10 protein-coding genes, 1 tRNA gene and 4 pseudogenes are annotated in these 14,009 nt (G+C 67.4%); 12 read left to right on the forward strand and 3 right to left on the reverse strand.

The window, feature by feature from the left end; genetic code table 11:
- Nucleotides 1-73: 73 nt before the first annotated feature.
- Nucleotides 74-385, forward strand: a pseudogene (locus tag ACFVWD_RS18250) (hypothetical protein); the annotation flags it as partial.
- 13 nt (nt 386-398) lie between these two features.
- Here the strand turns inward: ACFVWD_RS18250 and ACFVWD_RS18255 are convergent.
- Nucleotides 399-767: pseudogene (locus ACFVWD_RS18255) on the reverse strand (hypothetical protein); the annotation flags it as partial.
- Nucleotides 768-1,221: 454 nt separating this feature from the next.
- Between ACFVWD_RS18255 and ACFVWD_RS18260 the strand changes: the two are divergent.
- From ACFVWD_RS18260 to ACFVWD_RS18285, 6 genes and pseudogenes are all read left to right on the forward strand, one after another.
- Complete coding sequence (locus tag ACFVWD_RS18260) at nt 1,222-1,737, forward strand: hypothetical protein (RefSeq protein WP_389597229.1); 516 nt, start codon at nt 1,222-1,224, stop codon at nt 1,735-1,737.
- A 4-nt stretch (nt 1,738-1,741) separates the two neighbouring features.
- Nucleotides 1,742-2,770 carry a peptidase gene (locus ACFVWD_RS18265; RefSeq protein WP_389597231.1) on the forward strand — a complete coding sequence of 343 codons (1,029 nt, stop codon included), beginning with the start codon at nt 1,742-1,744 and terminating at the stop codon, nt 2,768-2,770.
- Between the two features lie 346 nt (nt 2,771-3,116).
- The gene (locus tag ACFVWD_RS18270) at nt 3,117-3,836 is read left to right on the forward strand and encodes a hypothetical protein (RefSeq protein ID WP_389597233.1); all 720 of its coding nucleotides are present in this window, start codon (nt 3,117-3,119) and stop codon (nt 3,834-3,836) included.
- 410 nt (nt 3,837-4,246) lie between these two features.
- Nucleotides 4,247-5,006: pseudogene (locus tag ACFVWD_RS18275) on the forward strand (IS5 family transposase).
- Between the two features lie 62 nt (nt 5,007-5,068).
- The gene (locus tag ACFVWD_RS18280; protein ID WP_389597235.1) at nt 5,069-5,668 is read left to right on the forward strand and encodes an SMI1/KNR4 family protein; all 600 of its coding nucleotides are present in this window, start codon (nt 5,069-5,071) and stop codon (nt 5,666-5,668) included.
- A gap of 607 nt (nt 5,669-6,275) precedes the next feature.
- Nucleotides 6,276-7,271: an acyl-CoA desaturase gene (locus ACFVWD_RS18285; protein WP_389597236.1), complete on the forward strand. Its 996-nt coding sequence runs from the start codon at nt 6,276-6,278 to the stop codon at nt 7,269-7,271.
- 72 nt (nt 7,272-7,343) lie between these two features.
- Here the strand turns inward: ACFVWD_RS18285 and ACFVWD_RS18290 are convergent.
- A pseudogene (locus tag ACFVWD_RS18290) lies at nt 7,344-7,901 on the reverse strand (MFS transporter); the annotation flags it as partial.
- A gap of 116 nt (nt 7,902-8,017) precedes the next feature.
- Nucleotides 8,018-8,084: transfer RNA gene (locus ACFVWD_RS18295), tRNA-Ser, on the reverse strand.
- 264 nt (nt 8,085-8,348) lie between these two features.
- Here ACFVWD_RS18295 and ACFVWD_RS18300 point away from each other — a divergent pair.
- The 5 genes from ACFVWD_RS18300 (at nt 8,349) to ACFVWD_RS18320 (ending at nt 13,385) form a co-directional block, all read left to right on the forward strand.
- Nucleotides 8,349-10,409 carry a sensor histidine kinase gene (locus ACFVWD_RS18300; protein WP_389597237.1) on the forward strand — a complete coding sequence of 687 codons (2,061 nt, stop codon included), beginning with the start codon at nt 8,349-8,351 and terminating at the stop codon, nt 10,407-10,409.
- 1 nt (nt 10,410) lies between these two features.
- The gene (locus ACFVWD_RS18305) at nt 10,411-11,115 is read left to right on the forward strand and encodes a response regulator (protein WP_389597239.1); all 705 of its coding nucleotides are present in this window, start codon (nt 10,411-10,413) and stop codon (nt 11,113-11,115) included.
- Between the two features lie 791 nt (nt 11,116-11,906).
- On the forward strand, nt 11,907-12,041 hold the full coding sequence (locus ACFVWD_RS18310) for a hypothetical protein (RefSeq protein WP_389597241.1): 135 nt from the start codon (nt 11,907-11,909) through the stop codon (nt 12,039-12,041).
- Nucleotides 11,993-13,165 (forward strand): trypco2 family protein, encoded by a 1,173-nt coding sequence (locus ACFVWD_RS18315; protein WP_389597242.1) that lies wholly within the window; start codon nt 11,993-11,995, stop codon nt 13,163-13,165. The genes ACFVWD_RS18310 and ACFVWD_RS18315 overlap by 49 nt, the downstream gene beginning before the upstream one ends.
- Nucleotides 13,131-13,385 (forward strand): hypothetical protein, encoded by a 255-nt coding sequence (locus ACFVWD_RS18320; protein ID WP_389597244.1) that lies wholly within the window; start codon nt 13,131-13,133, stop codon nt 13,383-13,385. Before ACFVWD_RS18315 ends, ACFVWD_RS18320 begins: the two co-directional genes overlap by 35 nt.
- The last annotated feature ends 624 nt before the right edge of the window (nt 13,386-14,009 follow it).

The following is a 14,009-nucleotide window of genomic DNA, read 5'->3' on the forward strand; positions in this document are numbered from 1 at the left end:
GGCATGGCGCCCTTGGTTCGGGCAGCCGGAACCGGACGGTGCCCTCCGCCCGCCGGGCCGGCATGCGGTCGGCGCAGCTGGGCCGACCCCGCAGCTGCCATCGCCCGGCGAGCAGATCGCCGAGCGGACCGTCAGCAGCGTCGGCGGCTTCATGGTCGCCGGACAGCGCATCCAGCTCGGCCGGTCCTATGCCCGTCAGGTCGTCACCGTCCACCTGGCCGAGGACACCATCCGGGTCTTCCTCGGAACCGACCTGATCACCACCGTCCCCCGGGTGACCAGGAAAGAGGTGGTCGTCCGCAAGTCCGGCGAACACAACCGTCGGAAGATCGTCTGGGGCAGACGTCAAGCATCACCCGACGTCGCCCCGTCAAGCATCGCCTGAGACTCGACAGCCTGGTGTGGGGCTTGAAGTCGTACGCGCAGGAGGGAAGTTCAAGGCTTCGCCGGTGTGCCAGGGGTAGGAAGAGCGCTGGTCGGGCTGTCCAAGTGATGTGTGTGTCGCCCTGGTTGATCGTGACTGTGCAGGGTTCCGAGCACAGGAGAGCTCTTCTCGTCTTGATGCGGCCCTCGTACAGCCACTCCCAGGCCTCGTCGGAAGCCCTGAAGTCCAGTGCTGGCGTGATGGTGCGGAGCGCGATCGCCATCCAGCGGTCCGCCTGTCCGGCCGAGTGGGCGTCGAAGGAGCCGCGGAGGGTCGGCTGTCGCGTCTCGGTGAGGTCTTCGGTCCAGCATTCGCACCAGAAGCCGCGGGTGTATCCGTTCACGAGGGCGCTCCCGGCGGGTAGGCCACGAGGACGTAGCGCGTGTTCTCGTCGTGCAGGGTGAGTTGGTAGGCCGTGCCCGTGGTCAGGTGGGCGAGGGCTCGTTCGTGTTCGGTCTCGTCCCTCAGCCAGTAGCGGCCCGGCTGGGCGCAGCGGCCTGCCTATGACTCCATGCCTGTGCCGTGGGGCTACGAGCGCTGCGAGGCAGAGGCGTGCCCACGTGCGGGGCTGCGGCCGCCTCGCTGCCATCGGCACGTCACAGCCCGTCAGTCGCTCAGCTTGGCGTTTAACGCCGCAGGTCACCTCGCTCCGGCTGAAATATGGTCATTCGTGTGGTGGAGTGCGGCGCGCGTCGGCTTGTGTGAACAGGCCGCGCCCGATTTTCTGCGTCACGTCAACCAACATGTCCGCTGCCAGCCAGGATGTCCGCTGGCGGGCGGCTACTTCGGGAGTTACCGTGCGCGCACGAAGCCTATCTGTCGCGGCCGCAGCCGCTGCTCTCGTCCTGGTCCAGCCGGGCCTCGCCGTCGCGGCGGCCGACCCCAGCACCACAGTCACGTACACCGTCACGTCCGGCGCATTGACGCTGTCGGTACCGGCCAGCGCCAACCTCGGCTCGGGAGCGCCCGGCACCCGGATCAGCGCGCCGATCGGTCCCGTGACCGTCACCGACGATCGCGCCCTCCTCTCGGCCTCCTGGACGGTGACCGCGGCGGAGACGGACTTCACGAGCAGTGGGTCGACCATCCGCGCCACCAGCGCCGACTACGATCCCGGGTCGATCACGACGACCGGTACCATTACCACCACCGGAACGCCCGTGACGCTGAGCAACTCCGCGCAGACAGTAGTCACCGGGAGCGCCGGTGTCGGAGACAACACCGCGACCTGGAACCCGACAGTCACCGTCAGCGTGCCCGCCGGCGCCGTCGGCGGGGCTTACACCGGAACGCTGACCCAATCCGTTGCCTGACGGAATGAAGGGTGCGCGCCGGTACTGGGTTCTGCTGCTGGTGCTGGCCTTCGTACAGGCGGCCGGGGTGATGCCGGCGGCGGGGCACGGGGCGCCCGGGGTGTCCTCCCCCCAGGACCCGGCTGCGGGCAGGATCATCAGTATCAAGTTGCTCGACGCTCCGGAAAGCCGCCGTGTCGATCCCAGGGCGCAGGCCTACATCGTCGACCACGTCGCGCCCGGCTCGACCATCGAGCGGCGGGTGGAGGTCACCAACGAGTCGCCCACACCGATGCACGTCAACGTCTACGCCGCGGCGGCCACCATCGCGAAGGGTGAGTTCACCTTCGCGCCGGAGCGCACCTCCAACGAGCTGACCGGCTGGACGTCGCTCGATACGGCGGACCTTGAGCTGGCGGCCTCCGAAACGGCGCGAGTACGCACCACCATCCGGGTGCCCAGGGACGCCGCCGCCGGGGAGCGATACGGCGTCATCTGGGCGCAGACGGGCACCCCCACGGACCGCTCGCACAATGTGGCGATGCTGGGCCGGGTGGGCGTCCGCATGTACATCGACGTCGGTCCCGGTGGTGAGCCACCTTCGGACTTCAAGATCGAGCGGCTCTATCCGACCCGAGCCCGCGACGGGCGGGGGGAGGTTCGCGCCCGGATCCACAACACGGGGGGCCGTGCCCTGGACATCAGCGGGGCACTCTCCCTCTTCGACGGGCCGGGCGGACTGCGCGCTGGACCGTTCTCGGCCAAGACGGGCACCACACTGGCTCCGGGCGACCTTGCGGAGGCGGTCGTCCCGCTGGACACACGGCTGCCGGACGGCCCGTGGACCGTGGGGCTCACGCTCAAAAGCGGCCTGGTCGAGCACACCACGCGCGCCACCATCACCTTCCCGACGACTCTCGGTAGCGCCGGAGCGGTCGCCGCGTCGGTCGCCCAGCAAGGGCACTTCCCCACCCCCGTGGTCGCCGGGCTTTCAGCCCTCGTCCTCACCGCTCTGTGCCTTCTGCTCCCCAAGTTCCTCCGGCGCCGCCGGTGACCACTCCGACCGAGCCCCGCCCCCGCAGTCGGCTGATCTGCTCCGTGGGCGACGCATGACGGTCGTCATCGAGCGCGTCACCGCTCCTTTTGCGCGGCGCCATCCTCGCTGGCGCTCTGATCTCGGTGCACCACTCGCCCACCCGCTGTGTTTGTCGAGTCCCGTGTGCGCGCCGCGATCACCGTCGTGTCGTATCCGCGAGCCCACTCGCGGATGCGTAAAGTGATATTCATGTCACGATGAGTAACTACGGCTTGTTGTCGACGGTTTGGAAGCGCAGATGTCGGTGTTCAGGCATGGGAGAGGGCGGGCTGAAGCAAGCCGCGGCACGGGAGGTACGGGCGGCATGTTTCGACTGTGGCTGAGGGTGTGGCCCCGCAAGACGGGGGCGGTCGTGATGGTCGGGCTGGCCGTTCTGGCGATCGTCCTGGCCACAGCCTCGACCGCCACGGTTCGGCGCGCGTACGTCGCCCAGGCCAACGACGGGGCGGTGCCGGTGAACGACACCTTCACCACTACCGGCCTCACCGAACCCAGTGGCACCGCCACCACTGACCCCAGCGGCACCGACAGCACCGACAGCACCGGCCTCACATTTACGGTCATCCCAGTCGGCCAACCCTCCCTGACCATCGCCAAGAGTCACGCGGACACCTTCACCCGGGGCGAGGACGGCGTTTACACCATCACTGTGGGTAACGTCACCGCAGCCGGCCCGACCAATGGCACCACGGTCACCGTGCACGACATCCTCCCCGCAGGTCTTCGGGCCGACAGGATCACCGGCAGGGGATGGCACTGCACTCTGGCCACCCTCACCTGTACCCGCAGCGACGTCTTGCCTGCCGGGCACAGCTACCCGCACGTCACCCTGAAGGTCGACGTCTCCTGCAACGCCCGTGCACGGGTCACCAACACCGCTACCGTCACCGGAGGCGGTGACACCACCACTCACACCGCCACCGACACCACCACGATCGAGCACCACGAGCACCACGGGCACGACGGCGACGGGTACGACGGCCACGACGGGCGTCATGACCACTGCGATCGCCACGACCACTGACAACACTCAGCCCGCGTGGGCGTAGCGGAAGGCGTGCAGGTCCATGAGCCACACTGCCTGGTCGGTAACGTCGCGGTCGGCGGAGCGACTTTGGCCGGGAGCTGCTTTGGCACGAGTGATCATGGCCCCGTAAGCTTCCGGCGCGTCGGGCAGTCTGTGGACCTGCCCGTTAGCACGACGTTGGGGCCATGATCTTCGAGGCTCGCGCCAAAGTGGCTGGCTAAATCCGTTGCTAAGGGCGTTCCGAGGAAGCGGTTGGTTCCCGGGATGTTCGAGTGCCAGACCGTGACACCTCGTGGCTGCCGGGCGGGCAACGCCTCGCTTTAGAGGTCGTCTCAACTGGCTTGAAAACTAGGCTGACCGCCGTGAGGGCCATGGTGGAGCAGCTGGTACCGGACGAGTTGTAGGAGTTGTTCCAGCGGGTGGTTCCGGCTGCACCGGTACGACCGCAAGGCGGAGGGCGACGTCGTTACGGGGACCGACAAGTGTTGGCTGCCATCGTGTTCGTGGCCAAGACCGGTTGCACGTGGCGGCAAGTGCCACCGGGCTTCGGACCGTCTGGTGCGACCGCGCACCGCCGTTTCACAGAGGGAGCCGAGCTCGAGTGTGGGGCAAGCTGCACCGCCTGGTCTTGGACGAGCTCGGCGCACGTGGCGGACTGGACTGGTCGCGGTGCGCGATCGACTCGGTGAACATGAGAGCCCTCAAAGGGCGGATCTGACGGGTCCGAATCCCGTAGATCGCGGTAAGAAGGGATCAAAGATCCACTTGATCACCGAGCGGACCGGTCTGCCCCTCTCCATCGGGATCTCGGCTGCGAACACCCACGACAGCCAAGGGCTGGAGCCCTTGGTGCGCGGCATCCCACCCATCCGCTCCCGCCGCGGCCCGCGCCGCCGTCGACCGACCAAGCTGCACGGCGACAAGGGCTACGACTTCGACCGGCTACGCACATGGCTCCGCTCCCGCAACATCACGCCGCGCATCGCGCGCCGGGGCATCGAATCCTCCCAGCGCCTTGGTAAGCACCGTTGGACCGTGGAGCGCACCGTGGCATGGCTGTCCGGGTGCCGCCGCCTGCATCGTCGCTACGAGCGCAAGGCCGAACACTTCCTGGCATTCGCTGGCATCGCCGCTGCTCTGATCTGTTATCGCAGGCTGACAGCCTGACCAGTGAGACCTCCGAGCTGGGATGATCCTGCTGCAAAGACGACCCGGCAGCGAGGAGCGCCATGATCGACTACCTGCCCGCAGTCATGGCGATGCTCGGCCAGGCCCAGAACCGCTACGCGGACCCCTCGGCCTGGAACCGCCTCCACGCAGAGCTCGGCATCCGGCTGCCGAACGACTACCAGACCCTCGTGGACGCGTACGCCCCCATCGAGCTCAACTGCCACTTGTCCTTGCACCACCCCGCGACCGGACGCTGGAATCTGGGCGACTGGATTCAGGACACGGCCCGTGCCTGGTCCGAGGTTCCCTGGGACGACCTTGACGCGGATGAGGATCCTCGCTTGCTGTTCGGACTCACGGAGTTGAGCTTCGGTACCAGCAACGGACTGTGGCCTATCGCCAGCACCGACCGAGGCGAGACACTGTTCCTCACGGCTGCGGACGGCATGCTCTCCGGGATCCTGGTCGAAGACGGGGAAGGCGGCTGGGCGCAGTACGAGATGAGCTTCGCCGAATGGCTCTGCCGCTATCTCATCGGCGAAGACATGGCTGGCCCCAACACCTCAGCCTTCTATCCCGGCCCGGTGCAACTGCGCCGACTTCCGATGGCCGCCGGCGAACGGCCGGAGCCCTGGAGCGGGCCGGAGCGCGGCATGTAACCCTTCCTACCACAACAGTCACGGACACCCCCACGTCGCCTGGAGAGCCAAACGAGACGACCATTTAGGAGTTTTCTCGGTTCGGGGCTGTGACCTGGGCAAGCGTTGGTCGCAGTGCGTCTGGCCTGGAGAAAGCCTCTCCGTAGTTCTCGCGAGTTCGTGGGGTTTCCCATTCTGATGTGTGCTGCATCCGTTCCACGGACCAGACCAGACCAGAGACCAGACCGGGCCAGGCGCTCTCACTGCCGTCATCGTCGCCGCATCACGTTCGCTCTGTGCTCATTCCCGTGCCCCAGACCGTGTCGGTAGATCTCAGCACCCGCGAACTGGTCCGCCAGCTCAAGGCGCTTGGCCGCGAGGTCACCCTCGCCCGCGGCACCTGTCGGCCTCATCTGTCCCACCCCCTACGAGGCCAAGACACCTGCCAGAAGCCCACGGAGATCCAGTTCCGCGACGTTCATGCCCTGGACATCGGCGACGGCCTGCGCGGATGCCGCCCAGTGCGATCGTGAGCCGCGGACCGCTGAACGCGCTCGAAATCACACAGGCGCGTGATCCGGGTCGGTCCGGCACCGGCTCCGAAAGGCTGAGCGATGGTGAGGAACCGATGAACCCGAGTGACGTCGACCGTATCGAACACACCACTGCCGAACATCAAGCCGATGCCGGGGTCAAGCCGCTGCTCGACGCCCCCCAGACGGCCGCGGCGGGGGTGGCGATGTGGATCTTCGTCGTCGCCCCGCCGATCTCCCTGATCGCCGTGGTGCCGTTCGTGTGGGGATGGGGCTTGTCCGCGCTGGACCTCGGCATGGCCGTGGTTTCCTACCTCGTTTCCCTGGCCGGCCTCACGGTCGGCTATCACCGTCTCTTCACGCACCGCTCGTTCAAGGCACGGCGGGGCCTGCGGATCGCCCTGGCCGTCGCGGGTTCGCTGGGGATCGAGGGCTCGCCGGTCCAGTGGGTGGCCAACCACCGGCGCCACCACGCTTTCGCCGACCGCGAGGGCGACCCGCACTCGCCGTGGCGCTATGGCACCGACACACGCGCGCTACTCAAGGGACTTCTCCACGCGCACATCGGGTGGATGCTGAAGCGTGAACTGAGCAACCGGGCCAGGTTTGCTCCCGACATCGGCGCCGATCCTGATCTGCGGCTCATCGGTCAACTCTTCGGACCGCTGACCGCCGTCTCGCTCCTGGCCCCGGGGTTGGTCGGCGGGTTCGTCACCGGTACCTGGACGGGTGCGCTGACCGGGTTCTTCTGGGCCGGCGTGATCCGGATGGCGCTGCTGCACCATGTCACCTGGTCGGTGAACTCGATCTGCCACGTGACGGGCAGGCGCCCCTTCGCCAGCCGGGACAAGGCCACCAACTTCTGGCCACTTGCGCTGCTGTCCTTCGGTGAGAGCTGGCACAACTCACATCACGCTGATCCCACGGGCGCGCGCCACGGCGTGCTGCCGGGCCAGCTCGACCCGGCGGCCCGCCTTATCTGGGTGTTCGAGAAGCTTCGCTGGGCCCACGACGTGCGTTGGCCGAGCTCGGACCGTCTCAGCGCTCGACTGCTGCCCAACCCGGGTGCCCCGCACGGGTCCGCGGGCTGACGACGCTCGGACAACGCGTCGCCGCGGGAACCGCCGGATACCTGGACGGGGTGGAGACTCCGCGGGCAAAGTGAGACCGAACTCAATGCCCATCACCGGCGGCACCCCTCTGGTGCCCGGCTCCAGGAAGGCCAGTCCGACGGGCCAGAGCGCGCGCCGTGCCCCGGCCAGGACCAGCCCGCCGGTCGAGGGCGCGGCGAAGGCGAGGCCGTACTGCCACGGTGCGAACCCGACTCGGCCCAGCACAAGGACGGCCAGCGGTGACTCGGCGGCCATCACCAGGGCGTGGAACAGGGCGGTCCTGAAGAGCAGCGGACGCAGCGCCGCGTCGGGGCGAGGAGGTACAGCCAACCGTCGAGCAAGTCCCCGGCCCGCATGAGCGCGGCCTTACGACGGCGGGTAGCAGCTGGTGTCTGCCCGTGGCGCGGATGCCCAGGACCGAGAGGAGGTAGCTGACCGCGTCGGCCAGCACCGGACCGAGGAGGCCGATCGCCGTGCCGCCCAGCAGTGGTCTGATGATCGTGGTCGTCCAGGCCGTGGACTCGAATCGGGCGTTGGCGACGAGCAGGTCATCGGCTGGCACAGCGCCTTCAGGTACGCGCCGGAGGCGGCGCGGAAGGTGACCGAAGATTCGGGCGTCAGCCAACCCGCATCGCGTAGCGCTCGCCTGCTTGCCGCCTGAGGGCCTTTGCCGTCAAAACGCCCCGGACCGTCCCGGCCCGAGGCGTTTCGCCTGGTCACGCTTGTGCCCCCGGCAGGATTCGAGCCTGCGACACCCGCTTTAGGAGAGCAGCTGAATCCGTGGCCCACGGCTCCTACCTGCTTCTTTCTTCTCCAGAATGCCATCACTAACTCCTGGGAGTGCAGGTTTCGCCTGTGATTCATGGCTGCGGTCATGGCCACACGGTGGTTGCGAAGGCACTGGCTCGACCACCGTTCCCTGATGCCAGGGACTCGGTTCCCTTACCCCCGAGATCACTGTCGGTCGATGGTTCTTCTACTCAACGTATTCGCCTGGGGAGGGTGGACATGAGCGAGAGGACATCGACGACTCTGTCTCGTCATGGAACACGCGGGTTGCCCGAGGAAGCGAACCGGCGGTCGACGGCGGCGCTCGCATGGGCGGCAGGTGCCGTGCTCATTGTGCTGTCCGGCCTGACGATCGCCTACGTGGCCATGAGCCGTTCGGCGCCGCGCCCCGACTGGCACCCCTGGACTCTGGCCCTAATCGAGCCGGTGCCGGTCTTGCTGTTTGCCACGCCGGGGCTGGTGTTGGCGGTGCGGCGTCCGCGCAACCCCGCGGGCTGGCTGTTGCTACTGGCGTCGGCGGGGATGTCCGTCGACAACCTGGCACACGCCTACGGTACTTACGCGATCAGCCGTGGTGTGCCGGGAGGTGTGCCGGCGGCGTGGGTGTCGAGCTGGGCGTTCGTGCTCTTCATCTTCCCCGTCTTCTTCCTCCTCCTGTTGTTCCCCGACGGCCGTCTCCCGTCCCCGCGCTGGCGGTGGGCCGCCTGGTACACGGGGGGTGCCGTGGTGTTCAACCTGCTGTTGGGAGCCTTCCTGCCCGGGCCGATGGGTTACGACTACTTCCCGTCGTTGGACAACCCGGTCGGTGTGCCGGCGTTCGCGTTCCTGCGCGACGTCATCAACCAAGTCGGCATCGTCTTCAATCTCCTGCCGTTCCTGCTCGCGGTGGTCTCGCTGGTGCATCGCTTCCGGATCAGTGACCGCGTCGGGCGTCAGCAGTTGAAGTGGGTGGTGCTCGCCGTGGTCGTGAGTGTGGCTCTCGTGGTGGTGAGCATCCCGTGCTCAGGGGTGGCCGAATCACTGCTCATGAGTGCGACCACGGTGGTCTTCAGCACCGGGGTAATGATCGCGATCGTCCGCTATCGGCTGTTCGACATCGACCGGCTCTTGAGCCGTGCCCTGCTGTATGGGGTGCTGACGGGGGTTCTCGTCGGCCTGTACACGGCGACGGTGGCGGTCTTCGAGCTGGTGATGCAGAGCTCTTTCTCCCCGACGGTCTCGCTGCTGGCTACTGCAGTCGTGGCTTCTCTTGTGCACCCGGTGCAGGGCATCCTGCAGCGTGCCGTGAACCGACTGGTCTACGGGCTGCGTGACGACCCTTACGCGGTGCTTGTGGCACTCGGCCGACGACTGTCAGCGGCAACCGATCCCCAACAGGTGCTTCCCCAAGTGGCGGCCACGGTCGGGGAGACATTGCGACTGCCGTACGTCGCCGTCGAGCTGTACGGTGCGCACTCCGACGGCTCGTTGCCACTGACGGCCCGCTTCGGGGCACCCGTGCCAGACGTCTTGAGGCTCGCGCTCATCCACCACAACGAGGAGGTCGGCGCTCTGCTGCTCGGAGCACGCTCACCGGGTGAATCCTTCTCTGCGGCGGACCTGCGACTGCTGGCAGACGTGGCCCGTCACACCGCCCAGGCGGCTGCCGGGGTGCGGCTGACGTTGAACCTGCTGCGAGCCGGGCGGCAGTTGACCGCGGCTCGGGCGGAGGAGCGGCGCAGGCTCGGGCGAGAGCTGCACGACAGCGTCAACTCGGTTCTGAGTGAGGTGGTATGGGGTCTGCAAGCGGCCCGCAAATGGCTGCCGGCCGACCCGGAGAAGACCGATGCCCTGCTGGCTGCCGGGCTCAGCCGTACGCACGAAGGGGTCGAGACGGTCCGTCGGATCTCACAGGGACTGCGTTCGCCTGTCGACGAGGTCGGCCTCATCGGTGCCGTACGGGCCTACCGCGAACGGTTCCCGCTGCCCGTCGACGTGGATCTGCCTGACGAACTTCCTGAAATGCTCGCCGCCTCGGAGGAGGCGCTGTATTGGATCATGGTCGAGGCTCTCACCAATGCTCTGCACCACGCCAGGGGTGATCGCTGCAGCGTACGGCTGGAGGCGGACAGCGAGATGCTGACCATGACCATCACGGACAACGGCAGGGGGCTGCCCGAGCCGCTGCGCACCGGTGTCGGGTTGGGATCCATGAGGGAGCGCGCCGCAGAGGTCGGCGGTGACTGCCAGGTGCGGACGATGGGGCAGGGCGGAACACAGGTCGTCACCCGCCTGCCTCGCGTGCTGCCGGGTATCACGGTGGAGACCGCCCCGTCTGAGGGAGCCTGAGATGGCATCCGACCAGAACGGCGCCGACGAGCGGGTCGTACGCGTTCTCGTCGCCGACGACCAGCCCTTCGCACGTTTCGCCTTGCGGATGCTCCTGGATGCCCATCCGCGTATCCAGGTGGTCGCGGTCGCGTGCAACGGCCAAGAAGCGGTCCAGCGATGCCAGGAGTTCCACCCCGACGTCGTGGTCATGGATGTGAGGATGCCGGAATCCGGCACCGGGCCGGTCACGGAGACCGCGGGTATCACCGCCACCCGGCAGATCATGCGGACACAGCCGACGATCAGGGTGCTCGTTCATTCTGAGTGGGACGGCGACCCGCTGGTCGTGGCCGCCATGCGCGCTGGGGCCTGCGGATACCTGCGCAAGGCCGACAGAGACGAGGACCGGCTCGCCCTCATTATCCTCGTCGTCGCGTCCGGCGCGTCGGTCTTCACTTCCGACAACGAGCGCTTACGTCGGCTGTTCAGCACCGCCTACACCGCGCACCGCGAGTCGGCGCTTCCCCTCCTCACGCCTGCGGAGCGCGAGGTGGTGAACCTCGTTGCAAGTCCGGACGAACCGTCCAACCAGGAGATCGCCACCGTTCTGGGCATCGCGAAGAAGACGGTGGCGAACAGGATCCTGCAGGCCAGAGAGAAACTGTCGGCCTCGGATCGCAAAGAACTCATCGCCATGGCCCGCGCCGCCGGACTGGGAACTTGAATCTGCCAACGGACGGGCGGTGAGAGTGATCACCCGCCCTGGACCCTACGGGTATAGGTCGGCCGCAGCGACGGCAACAGCAGCGACGACCGCAGTAAGTCGCAATGCGGGACGGTCGGCCCCCTCCGCTTGCCGCCGTTCTCGGCGAAGAGTTCGCCTTCGCTCAACGCGTCTCCCGGCACGGGGATGTCGGAGAGAAAGAAGTGCAAGTCAGCGCGAAACCCACTATTTTGCGTCCTACAGGTCCGTGTCGGATCCCAGGTGATGCCTGACGTTCTGGTCCCAGGTGATGCTTGACGGTGGGCCTAGACAACATAGGGAGCCCCGTGGGGCTTGTTCGCCTTCACATTGCGGACCGGGACATCGGCCGCGGCGACAAGGACGGACGTTCCAGCCAGCCGGTCGGGTCGGCTGAGCAGACCCGTCCTTCTCGCAGGCCATGTACAGGGCCGTTGTCTGGCCAGCGGTCCGGTCCAGGGCGAACCAGTCAGGCGCGGCCCGCGGGAACTCGCCAGCGTCCGGCCAAGCCGGCAGAACATGAACCTCGCGCAACGGGTCCGACGCAGACACGGAGGGGGACGTGTAGGAACAACCGCTCCCCCCGATCCGTGCCGTCGCCGGGCCAGGGTGCGTCAGGTTCTCGGAAGATACGACGACCTCGGGATGGTTTCCGCTGGTTCATTCCAGGAGGATTGGTGTAGCCGGATATGTCTGCTGCCGTACGGCACCAGGCGGAGGTGAAGAAGAGGGGGATTGCGGTGGGCAACACAAGCGGTGCGGATCAGGGGTGGATGGATCTGGCGGACGCGATCGCCCTGCTGCGGGACCAGATCGCCGAGGCACAGGACCGGATCGCTGGCTCCGCGGGCGCCGGGGAGTGCTATTCGCACTGGGGGAGATCACGCTGGAACTCGGTCTGGAACTGACCGGCACCAAGGGAGTCGACGGCGGACTGCGGTGGAGCGTGATCAGCCTGACCGGGAAGAAGGAGAGCGGCACCAGGGCCACCCACACGGTGACCGTGAAGCTGGCCCCGCACCTGCCCGGCGGTGGCGACCTCGACGTCAGCGACGTGGAGAAGAACCGCCGCAGGCGTGCCGCGCGCAGCCGGGATCAGGCTGCCGGAGTTGCTGGCCCGAGTCGACCGGAGCGAGCGCAGCGTCGCGCTGTGGCTGGAGGACGTGGCCGCGACGCCGGCCCCACCGCTGGACGCCCGCGCAGTACCGGGTGGCGGCACGCCGGTTCGGGCTGGCGCAGGGCGGCTTGGGCACCGGGCACCGGAATGGGCTGCCGTCGGGCATCGGGTCTCCGCACGCGTATCTCGACGGTGGGGCGGGGCGGGTGGACTGGACGCTTCTGTAGGACGACGACGCCTGCGGGTTCGGCTGGGCCTCAGTCGACGACAGTCAGCCACCACGGTGAGGACGCCGACCGATCAGGCGCGCGTGTGCCTCGCTGCACCCCCACCGGCCTCAGCCACGTTGCCGGTGCGGTCGACCAGAGCAAGCCGCGCCGGCCGGACCGTAACGACAGTGCCGGAGCCCTCAGCTTGGGAAGCTTGGGTCTTCTGGGGGCGGTTGCTGCACTGACCTGCGGTGGAGTGGCGTGGGAGCCCCGGTCACACCCGGGGCCAGTGCCCGCTGTTCCCCGTGGTTCCCCGCGCGATCTGGCACGCCACTGGCACGGCTCCTTCGTTGAGCAGCCAGTGAGGAGGCTGGACCTTGGAACGCTTGAGCCTCAGCTCATGACAGTCAGCCATGCTGGCGGGTGCGCCGACGGCTCGGGCGCGCGCGTGCCAGGGCACCCTACGGCCACGAAGAAGCTCGGCAACGGCGGCATCGAGTACACACGTGCGGCGACTGCCGCACCATCCTGGGGATGGACAATCCGGCCTCGTCTCCGGCACCCGGCAAAAGGCTGTCGCCTCAGCCGCCGGCAGGCGAGTAGCCCCCGACCGATATTCCCCGCAGGGGCCTGCGCCGTGTCCATAGAATCCTGCCTCGATGAAGAGACGCGTGCAGTTCACCGAGCAGGTTGTGCGGTTCCGTGACTACATGCCGATGGCAGATCGGGAAAAGTTCCTGCGGCTCGTCGACAGGATCGCAGCTGAGCCTGAAGGCGCCGACAGTCACCTTGCCTACAGAACCGACACTGTGACGCGCGCGGCCTGGGAAGACCGCGTAATGGTCCACTACGTCGTGACGAGCTTCTTCGTGGTCGTCATCGAGGCTGACATCTACGACGCGTCGCGTGGCTTCAACGAGGTGTAATCGGCCACGAGAGGGCCCCGATCGCGGGTGGGGCCCTCCGCGCGGGCGATTCTCGGCAAAGGGTGAAAACGAGGCCCACGGACGGCAGATGAAGAGTGAGCCGTCCACCAGAGCAAGTCCCGACGGCGGAAGCTCCGTGGCCGAACCCTGCGCGATGACCTCTTCGTCCCGAAGCAACTGAGCGGGGGCCGCTGCCTTGGGTTGGTGTGGCCCCTCACCTGCGGCGATCGTCCATGGGCGTCCGAGCTCGTCCGCCGCTGTTCGTCGGAGTTGTCACGCAGTTGGACACACAGCGGGGGCCAACCTCTCCGCTCGCGCTGAGATCAACCTCGTCCTTCGAGCTGGGCCATCCATGCGAAGGCGCCCGCAGTGAGAGCAGCCCGCGATCCGGTCCGCCAGCGGTCAGTGATATCGGTCCAGCCGTGAAGCACCGCGCTCTGGGCCCTCTTGCAGGAGATCGACGACAACCGTCCGGTCTGGGTCGAGCCCCTGGCCCTTCAACAGCTCTCGCAACCTGCGCCAGAGGTCGTACTCGCTGGTCCGTAGGAGATCGGTGTACTGAACGACGATGCTTGACACCATGAACCTCATGATCGGTCCCGGCGTCGACGAAGGGAAGTAACG

Origin of the sequence: Streptomyces sp. NPDC058086, from assembly GCF_042885015.1 — a bacterium.
GTDB lineage: Bacteria > Actinomycetota > Actinomycetes > Streptomycetales > Streptomycetaceae > Streptomyces.